General features: G+C 37.0%; 18 protein-coding genes and 1 other RNA gene. 4 read left to right on the top strand and 15 right to left on the bottom strand.

Annotated features, from left to right (window positions below):
* Positions 1–4: 4 nt before the first annotated feature.
* The 9 genes from ACYPXO_RS06155 to ACYPXO_RS06115 all read right to left on the bottom strand — a co-directional run bounded on the left by ACYPXO_RS06155 (position 5) and on the right by ACYPXO_RS06115 (position 8,917).
* The gene (locus tag ACYPXO_RS06155; RefSeq protein ID WP_459639741.1) at positions 5–1,465 is read right to left on the bottom strand and encodes a sensor histidine kinase; all 1,461 of its coding nucleotides are present in this window, start codon (positions 1,463–1,465) and stop codon (positions 5–7) included.
* On the bottom strand, positions 1,422–2,111 hold the full coding sequence (locus tag ACYPXO_RS06150) for a response regulator transcription factor (RefSeq protein ID WP_459639740.1): 690 nt from the start codon (positions 2,109–2,111) through the stop codon (positions 1,422–1,424). Before ACYPXO_RS06150 ends, ACYPXO_RS06155 begins: the two co-directional genes overlap by 44 nt.
* An 11-nt stretch (positions 2,112–2,122) precedes the next feature.
* Entirely contained in the window at positions 2,123–2,692 is a 570-nt protein-coding gene (locus tag ACYPXO_RS06145; RefSeq protein ID WP_459639739.1) for a helix-hairpin-helix domain-containing protein, read from the bottom strand.
* Positions 2,693–2,777: 85 nt separating this feature from the next.
* Entirely contained in the window at positions 2,778–3,209 is a 432-nt protein-coding gene (locus tag ACYPXO_RS06140) for a DMT family transporter (protein ID WP_459639738.1), read from the bottom strand.
* Between the two features lie 106 nt (positions 3,210–3,315).
* Complete coding sequence (locus ACYPXO_RS06135; protein WP_459639737.1) at positions 3,316–4,578, bottom strand: polysaccharide deacetylase family protein; 1,263 nt, start codon at positions 4,576–4,578, stop codon at positions 3,316–3,318.
* Between the two features lie 16 nt (positions 4,579–4,594).
* Positions 4,595–6,595, bottom strand: a complete 2,001-nt coding sequence (locus ACYPXO_RS06130) for a DUF6449 domain-containing protein (protein ID WP_459639736.1) — start codon at positions 6,593–6,595, stop codon at positions 4,595–4,597.
* Positions 6,570–7,472 carry an ABC transporter ATP-binding protein gene (locus ACYPXO_RS06125; protein WP_459639735.1) on the bottom strand — a complete coding sequence of 301 codons (903 nt, stop codon included), beginning with the start codon at positions 7,470–7,472 and terminating at the stop codon, positions 6,570–6,572. Before ACYPXO_RS06125 ends, ACYPXO_RS06130 begins: the two co-directional genes overlap by 26 nt.
* Positions 7,469–7,843 (bottom strand): GntR family transcriptional regulator, encoded by a 375-nt coding sequence (locus ACYPXO_RS06120; protein WP_459639734.1) that lies wholly within the window; start codon positions 7,841–7,843, stop codon positions 7,469–7,471. Before ACYPXO_RS06120 ends, ACYPXO_RS06125 begins: the two co-directional genes overlap by 4 nt.
* A 108-nt stretch (positions 7,844–7,951) precedes the next feature.
* A complete protein-coding gene (locus tag ACYPXO_RS06115; RefSeq protein ID WP_459639733.1) occupies positions 7,952–8,917 on the bottom strand; it encodes a dipeptidase in 966 nt (321 codons plus the stop codon).
* Between the two features lie 67 nt (positions 8,918–8,984).
* Here ACYPXO_RS06115 and ACYPXO_RS06110 point away from each other — a divergent pair, with 67 nt between their 5' ends.
* The 4 genes from ACYPXO_RS06110 (at position 8,985) to ACYPXO_RS06095 (ending at position 11,871) form a co-directional block, all read left to right on the top strand.
* Positions 8,985–9,692 (top strand): gamma-glutamyl-gamma-aminobutyrate hydrolase family protein, encoded by a 708-nt coding sequence (locus ACYPXO_RS06110; RefSeq protein WP_459639732.1) that lies wholly within the window; start codon positions 8,985–8,987, stop codon positions 9,690–9,692.
* A gap of 64 nt (positions 9,693–9,756) precedes the next feature.
* Complete coding sequence (locus tag ACYPXO_RS06105) at positions 9,757–9,939, top strand: hypothetical protein (protein ID WP_009460704.1); 183 nt, start codon at positions 9,757–9,759, stop codon at positions 9,937–9,939.
* Positions 9,940–9,949: 10 nt separating this feature from the next.
* Positions 9,950–10,207, top strand: coding sequence for a spore coat protein (locus ACYPXO_RS06100; RefSeq protein WP_459639731.1), 258 nt, complete (start codon positions 9,950–9,952; stop codon positions 10,205–10,207).
* Positions 10,208–10,314: 107 nt separating this feature from the next.
* Positions 10,315–11,871 (top strand): ABC-F family ATP-binding cassette domain-containing protein, encoded by a 1,557-nt coding sequence (locus ACYPXO_RS06095; protein ID WP_459639730.1) that lies wholly within the window; start codon positions 10,315–10,317, stop codon positions 11,869–11,871.
* Positions 11,872–11,934: 63 nt separating this feature from the next.
* Here ACYPXO_RS06095 and ACYPXO_RS06090 read toward each other — a convergent pair whose 3' ends face one another.
* From ACYPXO_RS06090 to ssrS, 6 genes are all read right to left on the bottom strand, one after another.
* The gene (locus ACYPXO_RS06090) at positions 11,935–12,414 is read right to left on the bottom strand and encodes an NUDIX hydrolase (protein ID WP_459639729.1); all 480 of its coding nucleotides are present in this window, start codon (positions 12,412–12,414) and stop codon (positions 11,935–11,937) included.
* A gap of 9 nt (positions 12,415–12,423) precedes the next feature.
* On the bottom strand, positions 12,424–12,948 hold the full coding sequence (locus tag ACYPXO_RS06085; RefSeq protein WP_459639728.1) for a hypothetical protein: 525 nt from the start codon (positions 12,946–12,948) through the stop codon (positions 12,424–12,426).
* Between the two features lie 119 nt (positions 12,949–13,067).
* Positions 13,068–13,577 carry a toxin-antitoxin system protein gene (locus ACYPXO_RS06080; protein ID WP_459639727.1) on the bottom strand — a complete coding sequence of 170 codons (510 nt, stop codon included), beginning with the start codon at positions 13,575–13,577 and terminating at the stop codon, positions 13,068–13,070.
* Positions 13,567–14,394 carry a YihY/virulence factor BrkB family protein gene (locus ACYPXO_RS06075; RefSeq protein WP_459639726.1) on the bottom strand — a complete coding sequence of 276 codons (828 nt, stop codon included), beginning with the start codon at positions 14,392–14,394 and terminating at the stop codon, positions 13,567–13,569. The genes ACYPXO_RS06080 and ACYPXO_RS06075 overlap by 11 nt, the downstream gene beginning before the upstream one ends.
* Positions 14,395–14,506: 112 nt before the next feature.
* The gene (locus tag ACYPXO_RS06070) at positions 14,507–15,814 is read right to left on the bottom strand and encodes a SpoIID/LytB domain-containing protein (protein WP_459639725.1); all 1,308 of its coding nucleotides are present in this window, start codon (positions 15,812–15,814) and stop codon (positions 14,507–14,509) included.
* Positions 15,815–15,961: 147 nt separating this feature from the next.
* A non-coding RNA gene (gene ssrS / locus ACYPXO_RS06065) (6S RNA) lies at positions 15,962–16,144 on the bottom strand.
* Between the last annotated feature and the right edge of the window lie 11 nt (positions 16,145–16,155).

Genomic DNA, 16,155 nt, shown 5'->3' with positions numbered 1-16,155 from the left:
TCTTTTAGACAATGTAAGTCAATGGAACACGAACAGTAAATGTCGTTCCCTCGCCCTCTTCACTATACACTTTTACTGCACCTCTATGCATAACTATAGCGTTTCGGGCTATGGCAAGTCCAAGTCCCGTACCACCGATTTCCCTTGAATGCGATTTATCAACCCGATAAAATCTTTCAAAAATATGTTCTGTATCCGCTTTCGGAATTCCTATTCCCGAATCCGCTACTTTTACATAGAAATATTTATGGTCTGCATTTAGAGAAACGTGCACCCATCCATCATCTTTATTGTACTTAATTGCGTTCTCCACAAGATTTGATAATGCCAGCGTCAATTTCACCTCATCCACTTCCGCCGTCACCGGACGAAAAGATTCAAACACAAGTTCAATATTTCGCTGTGCCGCTATCGGACGAAGACGTTTTAAAATACGCTCCACAAGTTCATTTATATTCTCCTGCTGTACGGTAAGATTCATTGTCGTTTTATCCATTTTAACAAGAGAAAGTAAATCATTAATAATTTTATTTTCCCTCTCGATTTCTTCCGCAATATCTCCCATAAATTCCTGATACAGTTCCACCGGAACATTTTCCTGTGCCAGCAAAGAGTCTGCAAGCACTTTCATAGATGTAAGCGGAGTCTTCAACTCATGTGAAACGTTAGATACAAACTCCTGTCTTGAATCGTCAACTACCTTTAATCGACCGAGCATCTTATTAAACGCTTCTGAAATCAATGTTGTTTCCGTATAAGCATTCTCATGAAGATTGTCCGAATCATAACCTTCATTTACATCTTCAATCGACTTTGTAATTCTTGCAAAAGGTTTTACCATAAGTGCAGATAACACAAATGCCAAAAGTAAAATAATCAACGCCATTGTAATGACAATAATTGTTGCTTTCGTTTCCAACTCTATCTGATTATTTAAAATGGCGTCCGTTGAAAAACTCATTAGAATAACTCCAACAACTTTTTTTCCATCTTTAACCGGTATAGTTACTTCAGCATAATGGTTTTTCCTATCGTGATAAATTGTTCCTTTTCCCCGATAACATTTCAAAACATCTTCCGAAACAACCGTCTTTCCTTCTTCCAGTTCATATGTGTCCTTTACAATCCGAAATTCATCATTGATTACTAAAATACGTCCGTTATAAATGTTGGAAAGTTGTGTCAGTTCTGCGTTGATTACTTCAGATTTGGCATCAATCAAATAATTGTAACTTTTTAACTGATTCGATAGAATTGTGCATTGATTTTGAATCTCCGCCGTTCTTGCAGATACGGTTCTTTCAATATAATTATCCAAAATTGCTGATTTTAAAATCATACATGGAATAATCCCGAAAACAACAAGCAACAAAAGAATGCGAAAACGCAGACTTTTGAAGAACTTGTTTTTCATTTTCTCCTTAACCCCTAAAATAGTAACCAACTCCCCACTTTGTATATACATACTTCGGCTCACTCGGATTTGGCTCTACTTTCTCCCGAAGTCGTCTGACATGAACGTCAACCGTTCTCGCATCACCCGGATATTCATATCCCCAAACAATATTAAGCAGTTCTTCCCTGCTATACACTTTATCCGGATTTGTTGCCAACAGTTCAAGTAAATCAAATTCTTTCGCTGTCAAATTAATCTCTTTTCCGCCCACATGAACTCTTCTGCTTTGACGGTCAATCTTCATATCATTTTTCAGAATAACATTTTTATCTTCTTTTTCTTTTACGTTTTTACCCGTACGGCGCATAATCGCCTTAATACGTGCCTTGACTTCCAATATATTAAACGGTTTTGTTATGTAATCATCAGCACCGTATTCCAGCCCTAAAATCTTATCCATATCATCACCCTTTGCCGTCAGCATAACGACAGGAACATCTGAAAATTCTCTTATCATCTGACAAACTTCAAACCCTGTATATTTCGGAAGCATAACATCCAATAAAATTAAGTCATACTCTTCTGCCTTTGCTTTCTCCAGTGCCTCTTCTCCGTCATATGCGCAATCCACTTCCATGCCGTCCTGTTCCAGACTAAAGCGGATTCCTTTTACAATGAGTTTTTCGTCATCTACAACCAAAACCTTTTTTCCCATAACATTCTCCCTTATCTCACTACAATCTGTTCTTTTATTTTATTAAACACTCCGCTTTTGATTCCTTCAATTTTCATTATTTCTTCTATTGATTTGAATCTCCCTTTTTTCTCTCTATACTGTATAATACTCTTCGCCTTAGACTGTCCGATTCCCGCTAAAGTCATCAGTTCTTCCTCCGTTGCCGTATTCAGATTAACTTTGCCGTCATCTTTCTCTGTGCTTTCCTGTGAATCTTCTCCCTCTTTTGCATCAATCACTTTTTCCGGAACGAAAATCTGCTCTTCGTCCTTTACTTTCTCTGCCTGATTCAGAGCCGTTTCGTCTGCCTGTTCCGTCATGCCTCCTGCCATTTCAATAGCTTCATATATACGACTTCCGGCAGGCAGTCTGTAAACTCCCGGTTTTTTCACTGCACCGCACACATAAACAACTTGTATTTTCTCTGAAACAATTTCCTTCTCTTTTGTGTCTTCCTTACTCGTCACCTCTTCAAGTTGAACTGTTTCTTTCCTCTGACAGCCGGCCAGTATACAAATCATTATACAAATTCCCAAACAATAATATATCTTTCTACGCATAAATCCTCCTTGTAATTCTCCTAAATTACAATACCCCTCTATGCTTAGACATTCATATTGTAACGAATTTCTATTTTAAATGCAACTACTTCCACTGGAAAATTCCCACTCCGATAAGTGCAATTATCATGCCTATTACACGCCTCCACTCAAGTGGTTGTTTTTCCACTCCAAACAACCCCAAAACCTCAATAACATAGGCAATAATCAACTGGGAAATAACAATAAGCAGTGCTGCTTTTGCCGGTCCTAACTGCTCCATACTTTTGATAACAGTCCATGTAATTCCCGCTCCGATAACCCCTCCGAGAAGAACATATTTAGGCTCAACTTTTGCGATAGTCATCACACTGTCCCGCCCTGCAAAAAACCATGCTACTATACATAGTAAAAATGCCGTCAACTGCACCCACGCATTAGACACCCACATTCCCGTTGTCTTTGTCACCTGCGTATTAAATACTCCCTGTACGCTCATCAACGCTCCCGACAGTAAAGCGATAAGAAATCCAACCATAAATCATATGCCTCCCATAACATCTCTTTTTAACATATTATGTCCTTGCATCGTCTTTCTATTCGGAAGCATCAAAAAAGATTGCGCAACTGCACAATCTTTTTTACTATCGGTAAAACTGTGAATATTTCACTCCATTTTCTAAATGAATCCCTCTCGCCTGTGCTAATTCGCTTACTGTCACTAACTGGTAACCTCTCTCAATTAATTTCGGAATTAGTTGAACAGCAGCATCCACTGACGGCTTATGAATATCATGCATTAAAACAATACTTCCGTCTTTTGCATTATTTAATACGCTGTCAATAGTCGCCTGTGTACTTCTCGTTTTCCAATCCAGCGTATCCACTGACCACATAATAATGGGAAGTCCCACGGTCTGTTTCACCGTTTCATTCACGGCTCCAAACGGCGGACGCATAACTGTAGGTTTTCTTCCTCCCGTCGCCTTCGAGATAGCATCTGTTGTTGTCTGTATTTCCCTTTGAATACCTGCCACATCCAATTTCGTCAATTTCGGATGATTTGTGGAATGGTTTCCCAATTCACAGTTTAACGCCGCAATTCTTTTTACCGTTTCAGGATATGTATTTACCCTCGGTCCTACCATAAAAAATGTTGCCCTCGCATTGTATTTTTCCAGTACATCTAGAATTCTTCCTGCTTCCGCTCCCGGTCCGTCATCAAACGTAATTGCTATCATTGGTTTTGTCGGATCTATTCCGATAAATTTTTCCGACTGCAATTTTCCGTCCTCCGAAAATACGCACTGCTTAACGCCTATCTTTTTTTGACCTGTCACTTTCTCCCCATTTTCATCAAAATAATATCTTCCGTCTTTTAGTTGTACAAATTCATTCACAGCATATTGTCCGTTCGCCTTCTTAAATTTCTTTCCTTCCCAGTCACCTACAGCATTTTTCACATGAAGCGTTGCTGTTTCTGTTTTAATAGACACTATCCCTTTCCATTCATTCTTTAATTTCTTTTCTAGCTCTTTTTTCAAAACAATTTTTACCGGAAAACTTCCCTCTGTTTTACCATCCGTCTGACAAATGACCGTATAATTTTCTCCCTTTTTTAATTCAGTCACTAAATCTTTTATAGTTTTATCCGATTTTTTATCCAGTATAATATCTTGCTCCCCTTCTACCATAATGTTGGCTTTTATTTCGGGAATTTTCTCCCCTTCCCGAATTTCCATTCCAACCGGTTTCAAAATAATTTTACTTTCTCCCTGTAAAACCATCTCTGCCGCCGCCTTTAATCCAAATATTACTCCCACACAGATTGCAAAACAAACCGCTATTTTACAAATAAATATTATCCGTCTTCTATTTCTACGTTTTCTTCCCCTTGTATTTTTCATTTGTATTCCCCTTTTCCTATTCATCTAAAAATTTCGGTATTTTATCTTTTTCCATAAATGCACCTGTTGTACAGTTTTCCGTTGTAACCGTAACACTTATATTTGGTTCGATTTTATCATTTAGCGCTCCCATTTCCGTATAACTCAAACTTTCCAATATGCTTTTAATTTTCTCCTTATCTTCCGCCTGAATAGTTATGTCTTTCATATTATTCCGTTCTCTGTAATCTTCCACTGTTATAGAAACTACATCCGACTGCTCAATCTTATCCGGAACCTCACAATATTTTTTCAAAGCATTAATAAACCCTTTATACTCTTTAAAAACATACAAAATCCTTTCTTCTCCGTATCCTGAACAGTATAACCTTCCAAGAACTTCTCCATCCAAAACTTCAGACAACGGATATGTTTCCATATCTTTATAGTATATTTTAAATAAATTTTCTCTTTCCTCTTTATTAAGTTTTATCGGAACATATTCTGATTTTACATTTTCAAAATTAAAAACTTTTACTTTGGAAGCATCTAACTCTCCCCCTTTTAATATTTCACCTTTATACTGTTCATCTAACATCAGTTTATCTATACAGCGAAGCAGTTTATCCCTGTCAATATGGTAACTTCTGTAAATTACTCTTCCAGTTTTCAAATAATATCCTACATTAACAATAGATTTTCCTGTATTATCTCCGTCATTTTCTTTAATCGTTTCCTCTATCAAAGAATATACATCATTAAACTGTGTTGTTTTTAACTTTGCCAAATTCTCCTTATATCCTTCTTCTCCCCACTGCTCTCTGTAATTCATCAAATAATCCACATCATAAGAATCCACCGCCATCGCCTTTAGTTTTTCCTGTTCCGGCATATATTCATCATATCCCAAAACATCAAATCGAACTGCCGTCAAAGCAATAAGCGTTACCACCATACAAATACAGAGAGGTATTTTCTTTTGAAACAACAGTCTGATATCTCCATGATAAACAAAAGAAATCACAGCATAAATAATCACTATAGAAATCACCGCTATCCCATACATCCAACTGATTTTCATTCCTTTTACCTGATTTTGACTGCTTACAATAACAGCAAAAAACATTCCCGCCGTCACTGTAATAATAATCTGTACGATAGACTCCACCTTGGAAAAAACGATAGCTTTCCCTACATTTTCCATTTTTCGCTCTTTAAAAGCCAGAAGTCCTACCCCAAAAATAAATAATATTGCCAAAATCATTGCCATAACAATAGGAAACACCGGTTTTCCCAAATTACTATAATTCTTTATTCTTTCAGAAATTAATACAGGAGAATACCATGCTCCACTGCCTATCATATTTTCAATGAAACCTGTTACCGTTTCTTCCGTCATGTAATTATCAAATATTTGCAGCATCACATAATTTTTCAATGCTACAATAACAGAACCCCATGTTAAAAATATTGCCGTTCCAAGTACCCCTACAAGCAATTTTCCCGTAAGTATCATTGCGAGAGATGTTGTTCCATATATCAGTAAAAACACAAGTATCGTCATCCCCATAACGACACCGCTCTGATGAAGAAGTTTTGGGCTTGCGACACCTTTCATCACACCGATAATCACCATAAAAATGTAACCGATAATGTACGGCACAACTATCTGAATAATTCCGCTTAAACAATTTACGAAATACCATGTTTCCCTCTTCACCGGAAGGCTGTGATAAAAATCAATCTGTTTCTTTGAGTGTAGGTAAGAAAAAGAAGTTATCCCACTCAATATGCCCCCTGCACTAATAGCAAACCACATATATTTATTGGAAAATCCTATTTCCGTTACAAACCAGTTTTTGACCTCTTTCCAATTCGCATAAGTGCTGTTCACTCCTCCCGGCAATGCCCCCTCTATCTTAATAGCACTTAATATCGGAATGATTATAACAAAAATGGTAATCGACACAAGCAATAGCCATGCCCTTTTCTTTATATCTTCTTTTATCAATTTAGAGTAGGAAATTTTTGACGTCATATCCTTCTACCTCCATTTCACTGATAAATATCTCTTCAAGAGAAAGTGGCACTGTTTCCATAAATATCGGTTCTTTTTTTTCCACTCTTTCCATAATTTCTTCTCTTGTTCCTCTTGAAATAAAACTTAAAATCGACCCTTGCTTTTCGTGATAAAGCACATCCAACTCCGCAAGCAGTCTTTCCTCCTGTACCGGATTTGCAATTACACACTGCACTTTATGAATATGAAATTTCATATTTTCCAAATCCTTTGTAAATAAAATTCCACCTTTATGTAAAAGTCCTATGCAGTCACAAATATCTTCCAATTCTCTTAGATTATGCGAAGCAATAATAGGCGTAAATCCTCTGTTTATCACTTCTGAAGCAAAAAGACTTTTTACTGCCTGTCGCATAACCGGATCAAGTCCGTCAAACGTTTCATCACAAAACAAATATTTTGTATTCGTACACACTCCCAATATCATAGACAACTGTTTCTGCATTCCTTTTGAAAATGTACTGATCTTACGGTGTATATCCAACTGAAACTTTTCCGCCAGGTTATCGAATTGAGAAGAATCAAAGTTCTTATAAAACATAGCATAGTAATCTCTCATAATCTTCCCTGTTGCATTTGCCGGAAAATATGCCACATCAGATAAAAAACAAATATTTGCTTTCACTTCTATATTTTCATACACATCTTTCCCGTCAATCAGTATCTCCCCTTCATCTGCCTTTAATACTCCACTCAACATTCTAAGAAAAGTACTCTTTCCCGCTCCATTACTTCCTACCAGCCCAAAAATCTGTCCTTCCATAATCTTCGTTGTCGCACGGTCAATCGCTTTAATTTCATCAAATGTTTTGCAGACATTTCGCACTTCAATCATGAACTACTCTCCTCCTTCCAACAGTTCTCAAACATATTCATACATTCCTGCTTTGAAATCCCCAACTCTATCCCTTCTATGACAAGTTCTCTTATCTTGTCCAAAAAAGAGGCTTTTTTCTGTTCTTTCAATTCGGTACTTTCCGCGACAAAGTTACCTCGCCCTTTGATAGAATATATGTATCCCTGTTGTTCCAGAGTTGTATATGCCTTTTGAATTGTATTGGGATTGATAGAAAGTTCTACTGCCAAAGAACGCACAGACGGCATCTGACTTCCCGAAGGCAAAATTTCTTTGAGTATCAACATTTGAAATTTCTCCACTATCTGTTCATAAATCGGCTTCCTATTCTGATAATCGATTGCAATCATATTTTCTCCTTTCTACCGTTTAGCGTGTACTATCACTGTTAGTACACTTACATTTTAATAAAAGTGTGTCGCACTGTCAACACACTTTTTATTACATTTATATTACAATTATATCACTTCATGTATAACACGCATTGCATTTTTCCACCAAATCTTTTCTATCTGTTTCTCCGTAAATCCTGCGCTTTTCAGCGTATTATAAAGCAGATACATCTGCCCGGCTCTTTCTATTTCAATACTTTCCCCCGAAAATCCGTCAAAATCCGTTCCAATGCACACGCTCTCTATTCCACCGATATTTACTATATGACGAATGTGTGTCACAATGTCTTCCACATTCGCTTTTTTATTTTTCCTAATAAATCTTGGATAAAAATTTATTCCAATAACACCGCCTTTCTCCGCCAAAGCCCTTATCATCTCATCTGTCAGATTTCTCGGATGCGGACAGATTTCCCTTGCATTTGAGTGCGATGCCACAACCGGACATTTACTCGTCTTTACCACATCCCAAAAACCACCGTCCGACAAATGCGATACATCAACAAGCATTTTTCTCTCATTCATCTTCTCTACAACTTCAAAACCAAACTGCTTTAATCCTTTTCTCATAATTTCGGACCTTTCGCTGTTCGGATACCCTATGCAATTTTCATAGTTCCACAAAATTGTTATCAGGCGTATCCCCATACTCCAAAGTTCCTCTACCCGTTCTATTTTTCCGTTTAATACACCGCCTTCTTCCACGGTAAGAAGAGCAGAAATCTTTCCCGCTTTTCTGTTCTTTTCTATTTCTTCTCCATTTCTTGCAAATACAATCTCCTGCGAAAAATTTTCCACTTCTTTTCGCATACGTTCCATCATCTTCTTAACGTACGCATACCCATTCTCATATCTTTCCTTTTCAGGAAAACTCCCCACATCTACAAAACAGGCAAAAAACTGGGCCATTGTATCCGCTTGCTTCATTTCATCTATATTTACACAAAAAGAATTTTTTCCCAATGTCATTTCTTCCCCTGCATCCATCAACTTCCAAATCGTATCGCAGTGTAAATCAACTAATTTTTCCATTATTCTTTCCTCCGGTATGTTTTTTAACTTATGGTATATACTATACAAAAAAGGAAAAAGAAACAATATGAAACCTAAAATTGCCATTATTGTCTGCGGTTTTTCAGAAAACAGACAATTTGTAACAAATGCCTATATTCAGGCTGTCCGTTATTCCGGCGGACTTCCCCTTATCGTCCCGCTTGTGAAATCAAATACTGCAATTCAAGAATACATTTATCTCTGTGACGGTTTTTTATTCTGTGGAGGCGGAGATATTACACCTCTTCTTTTCGGTCAGGAGCCGTTGGACAAACTGGGAGAAACAGACATCACCCTCGATATTTTTCAACTCCGCTTTATGCGACACATACTTTTAAGTGGAAAACCTATTCTTGCTATTTGTAGAGGAATGCAATTACTAAATGTCGCCTGCAACGGAACTATCTGTCAAGACATATCCTTAAAGCAAAAAGATTTTATCAATCATATGCAACACTCCTCCCGAAAAGACATCAGCCACAAAGTTATTATAAAGTCCGGCACTATACTGCATAGACTCATCGGAAAAATCATCTATACGAACAGTTTTCATCATCAGGCTATTGAGCAGTTAGGAAAAGGTCTTCTTGCTTCCGCTCACACTTCTGACGGAATTGTTGAAGGAATAGAACTTGCGGATTATTCTTTCGCAGTCGGTGTCCAATGGCATCCTGAAGCAATGTATCGCTCTACGCCCGCCATGCGTAAATTGTTTTCCGCCTTTATTCACACTTCCCGTCTAATGTGTGAATAGTTTTCCCAAAACGATGCATACTACCTTTGTCGGATGATGACTATATTTTAAGGAGGAAAATATAATGGAAGACATCTCAATTTTGGATTTACAAAACCTTCGCCATCTTATCGGCGGATATTCCACGACACACTGTAAAATGACTGACTATGCATCTTTTGCACAAGACCCTGAAATCAAAAAACTTTTTCAGGACAGTGCTGACAGTGCAATGAAAAACAAACAGGAATTGCTAAAATTCTTATAGGAGGACAATTATGGACGAGAAAACAATGGTATCCGACGCCCTTGTAGGCGTAAACGGTGAATTAAAGATGTTTGGAGAAATGATTCCGCAGACAGAAAACAAAGAATTAAAACAATGTTTAAAGCAACTGCGTAATGAATGTGAAATGTCACAGGAAAAACTTTATCACATTGCCCGCGAAAAAAGTTATTATGTGCCTGCTGCAAAGGCAACTGCAGAGGAAAAACAGCACGTCAAATCCGTTTTGACACAAGGAACAATGAAATAATATCAGAGGACACCTTCCGGTGTCCTCATTTACATAATTCTTAATGACAAAAAGACATTTATCATGTAAAATAGGATAAAAAACGAATGTACATTAAGGAGTTATCTATGAGCATATTAAACGTTGAACATTTATCACACGGTTTCGGCGACCGTGCTATTTTTGAGGATGTTTCTTTCCGTTTATTAAAAGGCGAGCATATCGGTCTTGTCGGTGCAAACGGCGAAGGAAAATCCACTTTTTTAAATATTGTAACAGGCAAATTACAACCGGATGAAGCAAAAATCGAGTGGGCAAAAAATGTCCGTGTAGGTTATTTGGACCAACATACTGTTTTGGAAAAGGGCATGACCATCCGCGATGTATTAAAATCTGCTTTTGCATATCTTTTTGAATTAGAGAAGAAAATGAATGACATCTGCGACTCTCTAGGCAACGCTGACGAAGAAGAAATGATGACATTGATGGATGAACTCGGCAGTATTCAGGATACTCTGACTTTGCATGACTTTTACGTCATTGACGCCAAAATCGAAGAAGTTGCACGAGCGCTTGGCATATTGGATATAGGATTGGAAAGAGATGTAACAGATTTAAGCGGCGGACAACGAACGAAAGTCCTTCTCGCCAAACTTTTATTGGAGAAACCGGATATTCTTTTATTGGACGAACCTACAAACTATTTAGACGAAGAACATATTGTATGGCTGAAACGTTATCTTATAGATTATGAAAACGCATTTATTCTCATTTCCCACGACATACCATTTTTAAATGATGTTATCAACATTGTTTATCATATGGAAAATCAGGAATTAAACAGATATGTTGGAGATTATGAACATTTCCAAGAAGTTTATGAAGTCAAAAAGGCACAGTTAGAAGCAGCATACAAACGTCAGCAGCAGGAAATCAGCGAATTGAAAGATTTTGTTGCACGAAACAAAGCTCGTGTTTCCACAAGAAATATGGCAATGTCCCGTCAGAAAAAACTGGACAAAATGGATATTATCGAACTCGCCGCTGAACGCCCAAAACCAGAATTTCATTTCAAAACAGGACGTACACCCGGAAAATATATTTTTGAAACAAAAGACCTTGTTATCGGTTATGACGAGCCACTCTCCAAACCACTCACACTGGCTATGGAACGTGGACACAAAATCGCTCTTGTCGGCGCAAACGGTATCGGAAAGACAACACTTTTAAAAAGTATTCTTGGACTTATCCCTTCACTAAGCGGCTCTGTTGAATTGGGAGAAAACCTGCAAATCGGATACTTTGAACAGGAAACTTCACAAAATAATACAACAACTTGTATCGAAGAAATTTGGAAGGAATTTCCTTCTTTCACACAATACGAAGTACGCTCCGCCCTTGCAAAATGTGGTCTGACAACAAAACATATCGAAAGTCAGGTGCGTGTCTTAAGTGGTGGTGAACAGGCGAAAGTACGACTTTGCAAACTAATCAATCAGGAAACAAATATATTACTTTTAGACGAGCCTACAAACCATTTAGATGTAGATGCAAAAGATGAATTAAAACGCGCACTTCAGGAATATCGCGGAAGCGTCCTGCTTATTTGCCACGAACCTGAATTTTATTGCGATGTGGTAAACGAAGTCTGGGACTGCACAAAATGGACAACGAAGATATTTTAACTGTGAAAGGGGACGTAGTAAAACTTAAAAATACTACGTCCCCTTTCACAGTTTTTTCACAATTTATTCCTTTTGCGTCACTATCGGTCTGCCATTCACCTCGCAGTCAATCAGTGTATCCCCCTGATAAGTTAGTTTCATAGAAAAGAATGGCTCATCTTTATCCAGTAATTCAAAGAAGAGTTTATCTCCTTCCCATAAATTCAACTCCTGAATTTTGTTTTTTGAAACCCACTCCAGCGTTCCCTCATCACAGGGTTTCATTTCTCCTTCAAAACCATCTGCTGTGTAAAGGCAGATATATTCTGCTTCATTTTCATTAAACAAAAATGTTAAAATCCCTCTGAACCTATAAGATGTAAGCGTCAAACCTGTTTCTTCTTTCACTTCTCTAAGTAGGCAGTCCTCAGGGCTTTCCCCCGCTTCAAAATGTCCGCCTACCCCAATCCATTTATCTTTATTCACATCATTTTTCTTACTGACACGATGTAACATCAGATAACTGTCATCTTTTTCAATATAACAAAGTGTTGTTAATTCCATATCATTTACCTATTCTTCTTTTTCTTCGGCTTCATCGCGTTTGCGAAGAAAATAAACTCCTAAAATAATCATTCCGATTCCAATAATTCCACCGCCGATCAAGTGGATTGCCGAACTAAATATATCGTACAGATACATTGGTATAATATTCCAAAGAACCGATATTAACGCCTTTCCAATCACCGTTACACCGATTAAAATCAATGCCCCTGCAATTACCGTGCGGTATTTCTGTAATAATTCTTCTTTATTGTCAATGAGGTATCCCAAATTAATTAAATATCGGTCTTTCTCCAGCATAAATTCTTCCTCGCTCAAATTTTTCAGATTATGCGTATGGAAAAAACTATAGAACCATATAATCGGCAATGCGCACAAAATAAATGCCATCCCTGTAAAAGTTGCTAGAGCGACAGTTCCCCAAAATGTAATTAAAATGCTCATCCCCTGTTTTTCAAATCCCATATACAGTTCTCCTGCTCCGGGTATTAAAGAGCAAATAAATGTTAAAAATCCCTGCTTTTGTTTTTTCATATTAATTCCTCCCATTTCGTTTTCTTGATTTAGAGTATACTATAGAAAAGTTATGATTCTTTGCTGTATTTTTTAAGAATTTTTTAACTTTCCGAAAGGGTTGTTTAAAGCAAAATACATTATAAATCTTTCATAATCAATATTGTACCAAGCACATACCCGCAATCCCACTGCTTAAACACTTCCTTATCAAAATGAAAATAAGGATGCTTAAACACACACCCCATTCCATCTACATCAAAAACAGGTAATTTTTCTCCTTCCGGCATCTCAACTACAGTTATCGTATCAGAAAATGTTTCTCCAAAAACTTCCTCATCTCCATATATTTCCTTTTGATAGTCAGGAAGTGACAACATTTTCCCACATACTAAAAATTTTATTGAGCATATATGTATTTTCGCCCTTGGCATATCATTTTCTTCTGGAATGTCATACATCTTTTCTTCTATCTCAATTTTTTCTGCATTGACACCGAGAGAAATAAAAAAGTTTTTCTGTTTTTCTGACATATTTTCATAAAACTTTGCATTTACTTCCCGTTCTTTCGCAAAATCATTTTCTATATAAAATTGTTTTGTTGCTTCAACATCCACATCCATCTTCCATGGATAAAAATCAAATATCATCTTTTTGTATCTCCTTTCCCTGAAAATGTACATTCACTTTTCCTCCAAGCAGCATAATATACATTGAAAAATACAACCACAACATAATCAAAACAATCGTCGTCAGACTTCCGTACATATCTTCAAATCCTTTGAAAATCTCCATATATTTCGACACAAAAAATGAAGTCAAAAGCCATCCTACAGATGTAAATAACGCCCCCGGAAGTTGTGCCAAAAGTTTACCTTTTCTGTTTGGCAAAAATTTATAAATACAAAGTGAAAAAACCAACAAGGCAAAAAACGCTGCAACCGTTCTGATTTCAATCATAAATCTTGTAACGTGTGACGCCAAAGGGATATGTTCTTCCACAAATAAACTAATACTGTTACCAAATCCAAGTACAACAAGAGTCAGCACTATAACAACGATAAATAAAACGGTATAAAAAGTCGCCCGTATTCGCAAATAAAAATAATTTCTTGTTTCACGGCTATCATAAATCCAGTTCAATCCTGAAGTCACTGCCAAAACACCCCTTCCTGCAGACCATAACGCTACAAGAACGGTAATCGGAATAACTGCCACAGATTGATTGTATACCTGATTAACAATTGCTAAAATCGTAGGCGTAATTGAATCCGGTACAACCTGTGCAACCGCCGACATCACATCTACCTTTGTCACGGAAGTATATTGCACAAGAGTCAAAAGTAATAAAATTATCGGAATTAAGGAAAGCATAAAAAAGAATGCTGACATTGCAGCATATGCACCTGTATGGTCATTCGCATCAGCTGCCAACAACTGATTTATTTTTTTCAACCATTTTTTCACTTCTATTCCTCGCTCTCTTCTATGAAAATCAAAGCCAACACGGCTTATGTTGGCTTTGGCTATTATGAAATGATAGCACGATTTTATTTTTTCTTCAAGTTTCCTCAAAAATCTATTTTTTCACTTCTATCCCCTTATAAAATACGCTCAAAATTTCTTTATAGTTTTTCCCCTGTTTTGCCATTTCATTCGCTCCTGTCTGACTCATCCCAATTCCATGTCCGTATCCGCCGCCGGTCAAAATATATTCTCTTCCATTTTTCTTTATTTCAAAAAAAGCGCTTGGCAAAAGTTCCATACTTTTTACCTTTTTTCCATCCTGTCGCTCAAGAAAATATCCCTCGCCGCCCATTGCTCTTCTGATTTTATTTTCCGTATCCACTGTAACTTTCTTTTCATCCCCCGTAGCAACAAGTTGAAGTGCAATATTTCCTGCTCCTCTTTTTGTTACTTCAACATTGCACAATTTTCCTATATCTGTTTTTGTATTTTTCTCAATCAGATTTTCTAAAATTTTTTCCGGTATTTTCGCCGACCACCGATACCACGGCAAATTTTTCTCATAGATATTTCCATTTTCCGACACATCGACCGAACATAAATATTCATTCTGCTTTGTTCTCCGACTTCCCCACGCCTCCGAAGTTGTCGTCTTTCCGCACGATGTAGAAAAATAATACGTTGTGGCAATTTCTCCGTTATACCATACTTTTTCTCCCTTCGTTTCATCTACTGCCTGTATCGTACTTTCCTGCTCTCTCGAATTTCCATATACCTGATATTCCGTACTGTCATCTACATTTGCTTTATATTGCGGATAGCCAAATCCTCTTGTCTGTTTTTCTGCATAACTTCTCGCACAAACCGCCTGTACTTTTAATGCCTCCATAGAATAAGACGCAGGCATTTCACTTGGTACAACCGCATACAAATATTCCTCCAAAGGCAATTCATTTATAATGGCAATCCCTTTTTCTGATGGATATAACTCTAGTTTTCCCCTATAAGAAGGCATCCCATATCCTCTTTTTAACGAAACAACCATTATCTTATCTCCCTTTTCTTTTGGCAATATCTGTATTATTCCTTTTTGAAGCATTTTATCATTCGGCAAAATTTTTATTTCTTCGTTTTGTTTACATTCTCTTACCTGACCGTCAAATTGTAAAATCATTCCTGATTTCGCTTTCAAAATTACTTCTTTATGCTCTATTTCCTTAAATCCATTCGTTTTAAGTGCTACGCGGATTATCTTTTCCCTGTTATTTTTTTCTTCTTGTACCTGCTTTATTGGAAATGTTTTCTTCCTTCCCTGTATTTCTTTATCTACAAGCAACGTTAATAACCCCACACTTAAACATACACATAAAAAAAGCCCACATCCATATGATAAAACAACGCCTTTCCACCACTTTTTCACCTTGTACCTCTTGTCCTTTTTTTCTATATGTATGTTTCTATTTACCGCTTCATTCTTATTTAAAAAATTTCCTATATACTTATGTAAAAATATAGTTTTATTACAAAAAAATAAGCAGTCACATTACTGCAACTGCCTTTATCTTTTGTTTCCCCCAAAATGCCGGTTTCTGTATTTTGACTCCTAGCTATCTGCTAGGTGGGCGACCGCATCTGCTTTTCTGTCTTCCACTGCAAGAATGGAGGCCTGACATATTACAGAGATATAGGAATCCCGTTTAAAGTATTGTAGGTTCAAAATAACAGAAGTTATCGAACATTTCAGGTCTGTAACTACATTAT

The sequence above is a fragment of the Faecalimonas canis genome, assembly GCF_054601575.1.
The sequence above is the reverse complement of the archived record's forward strand: the minus strand, read 5'-3'. Positions and strand labels throughout refer to the sequence as shown.